3 protein-coding genes are annotated in these 1485 nt (G+C 65.1%); 2 read left to right on the top strand and 1 reads right to left on the bottom strand.

Annotated features, from left to right (window positions below):
• The coding region (locus A5652_RS11370) for an LLM class flavin-dependent oxidoreductase (RefSeq protein WP_067350690.1) at positions 1-668 on the bottom strand (668 nt) is incomplete at its 3' end.
• Positions 669-734: 66 nt separating this feature from the next.
• Between A5652_RS11370 and A5652_RS11365 the strand changes: the two genes are divergently transcribed.
• Positions 735-1148: a VOC family protein gene (locus A5652_RS11365; RefSeq protein WP_067350695.1), complete on the top strand. Its 414-nt coding sequence runs from the start codon at positions 735-737 to the stop codon at positions 1146-1148.
• A gap of 47 nt (positions 1149-1195) precedes the next feature.
• Positions 1196-1485 (top strand): VOC family protein (locus A5652_RS11360; RefSeq protein WP_067350693.1); only part of this gene is annotated, 290 nt, incomplete at its 3' end.

The raw sequence follows: 1485 nt of genomic DNA, 5'->3' as shown, positions 1-1485 counted from the left end.
ATCTGGGCGCGAGACCCCTCGGGGGACCCGAACGCGAACCAGAACGACGTGATCAAGTGGGGTTTGGGCTTGCCGGCCTGAGCCCAGGCCTCCCGGGTCACGTCGAACAACTCGTTTTGCTTGGCAACGTCGAGGTCGAGGGTGGTGCCGGCGAGCCCATCGGCCCACGCGGCGGCACTGCGGATGGTTTTCGGGCCGATACTGCCGACGAACAACGGCGGACCGCCGGGCTGGACCGGCGCCGGCCCGACGGGCAGCACCGAGTCCGAAGTCTTCTCCCCCGCCCAGACGCGCCTCATCACCGCCACCCGTTCGGCCATGCCACGCATCGTCTGTGTCGCCGGATCGGCACTCACGGCCTGGTAGTCCTCGTGCCGGCCGCCCACCCCGATGCCCACAGTCAACCGGCCGCCGCTGAGCAGATCGCCGGTCGCCAGACCCTTGGCGAGCATGACGGGATCGTGCAGCTGCGGCACGATGACGGTCGTCAGCAACCGCACCCGGTCGGTCCAGGCGGCCAGCGCTCCCAGCAGTGTCAGGTTGTCCGGGTTGTCGAACGCGATCCGCTCGCCCCAGCACAGCGACGAGAACGGGCCCTCGTCGATGGCGCGCGCCCACGCTTCGAGCACCGTCGCGTCCAGATCCGGCTCCATCACCGGCATGGTCATCGCAATTCGCACGACGGCGATTCTGGCATGTTTAACATGCGCCCTTTCAGTGGAACCATGGACCGAATGGCCTTCACGAGTAGTTCCATCGCCCATGTCCGACTGACCGTCACCGATATCGAGCGGTCACGGCAGTTCTACGAGAGCGTGTTCGGTTGGCCGGTGCTGCTGGAAGTCCCCGAAAATGCCGACGAATCTGCCCGCAATCAGTTGAGCTTCCTGTTCGGCGGCGTCATCTACGACCTCGGCGGCACGCTGCTCGGGCTGCGGCCCGTCGCCGCTGACCGCTTCGACGAGGACCGTGTCGGGCTGGACCACATTGCCTTCCGCCTCGGCAGCAAAGATGAATTAGATTCGGCGGCAGCGCATCTCGATGAGCTCGGCGTCGTCCACGAGCCGGTCAAAGACATCGGGCCGTCCTACATCCTGGAGTTCCGCGATCCCGACAACATCGCCCTGGAGCTAACCGCGCCGAAGTAGCGCGGCGTTGGCGAGCCGGGCATCGGAGTGGTTGACTGGAAAGAACTATGACCATCAGTTTCAACCACACCATCGTCGCGTCACGCGACAAACACGAATCCGCTGAGTTTCTCGCCGATCTTTTCGGTCTGCCCAGCCCAAAGCCCTTCGGCCACTTCATGGTTGTCGAACTCGAGCACGGCGCAAGTCTCGACTACGCGGACGCACCCGAAGGCGCGGACATCCCACGGCAGCACTACGCGTTCTTGGTGTCCGAGCAGGAGTTCGACACCATCTACGACAGGATCCGGTCACGCGGCCTGCAGCACTGGGCAGATCCGGGCGCCAAGCAACCCGG

This window comes from Mycobacterium sp. 1165178.9 (genome assembly GCF_001673555.1).
Lineage (GTDB): Bacteria > Actinomycetota > Actinomycetes > Mycobacteriales > Mycobacteriaceae > Mycobacterium.
Note: the sequence above shows the minus strand (reverse complement) of the source record. Positions and strands in the feature narration are given on the sequence as shown.